The sequence below is a fragment of the Paraburkholderia sp. SIMBA_053 genome (genome assembly GCF_046534895.1).
GTDB lineage: Bacteria > Pseudomonadota > Gammaproteobacteria > Burkholderiales > Burkholderiaceae > Paraburkholderia > Paraburkholderia caledonica.
The window spans coordinates 1-429 of record NZ_JAWRXU010000139.1 but is presented as its reverse complement, the minus strand read 5'-3'; the positions used below and the strand labels follow the sequence as shown (position 1 = coordinate 429).

At 64.8% G+C, this 429-nt stretch carries 1 protein-coding gene; it reads right to left on the bottom strand.

Annotated elements, in window-relative coordinates; all coding sequences use genetic code 11:
- Positions 1-429 (bottom strand): sulfatase-like hydrolase/transferase (locus tag SB753_RS34955; protein ID WP_410804612.1); only part of this gene is annotated, 429 nt, incomplete at both ends.

Below are 429 nucleotides of genomic sequence, written 5' to 3'. Positions count from 1 at the left end.
ATGTCGGTGTCGCCGGCCGCCGCCAGCAAGGTCACGAACCAGTCGTTGTGACTGACGATGCCGTTCAGCGTCGTGCCTGCCGGAACGTGCCCGGGCCAGCGCACCATCGCCGGGACCCGATAGGCGCCCTCCCAGTTCGAGTTCTTCTCATTGCGGAACGGCGTCATGCCGGCATCCGGCCAGCTGTTCATGTGGGGGCCGTTGTCGGTCGAGTACATGACGATCGTGTTCTCGGCGAGGCCCAGCTCGTCGAGGAGGTCGAGCAGGCTCCCCACGACGTAGTCGTGGTCGAGCATCGTGTCGTGGTAGTTCGACTGCCAGCGTCCGGCGCGCCCCTTGCTCTCTTCCTTGGTGTGGGTGCGGAAGTGCATGTGCGTGGAGTTGAACCAGACGAAGAACGGGGTGTCGTCCTCGGCCTGCGTACGGATG